The 548-nt window shown below is 63.9% G+C and carries 1 protein-coding gene; it reads left to right on the top strand.

Annotated elements, in window-relative coordinates; all coding sequences use genetic code 11:
- On the top strand, positions 1–548 hold a 548-nt coding region (locus tag D7Y13_RS42130; RefSeq protein ID WP_120631085.1), incomplete at both ends, for an AAA family ATPase.

Here is a 548-nt window from a genome sequence, read left to right as displayed (position 1 = left end):
ATGCATCATCTTTATCGATGAACTCGATGCCCTGGGCAAGACGCGTGCGTTCAACCTGGTTGGTGGCAATGAAGAGCGCGAGCAGACGCTGAACCAGCTTCTGGTCGAAATGGACGGCTTTGACAGCAACAAGGGCGTCATCATCATGGCCGCAACGAACCGGCCCGAAATACTTGACCCTGCGCTGCTTCGTCCTGGGCGGTTTGACCGTCATGTCGCCCTGGACCGTCCGGACCTCAAGGGGCGGGAGCAGATCCTCAAGGTCCACGCCAAAAACGTCACGCTGGGGGCCGATGTCGACCTGGGCAAGATTGCCGCCCGAACACCGGGCTTTGCCGGCGCCGACCTGGCCAACCTCGTCAACGAGGCGACGCTGGCGGCGGCGCGGATCGGCCGGCGGTTCGTCACGATGATCGACTACGAGTCCGCCAAGGACAAGGTCATGATGGGCGCGGAGCGGCGGTCCATGGTGATGAGCGAGGACGAGAAGCGCCTGACCGCCTTCCACGAGGCGGGCCACGCCGTCGTCGGCCTCAACGACCCCGAGC

The sequence above is a fragment of the Corallococcus praedator genome (assembly GCF_003612125.1).
Classification (GTDB): domain Bacteria; phylum Myxococcota; class Myxococcia; order Myxococcales; family Myxococcaceae; genus Corallococcus; species Corallococcus praedator.
Note: the sequence above shows the minus strand (reverse complement) of the source record. Positions and strands in the feature narration are given on the sequence as shown.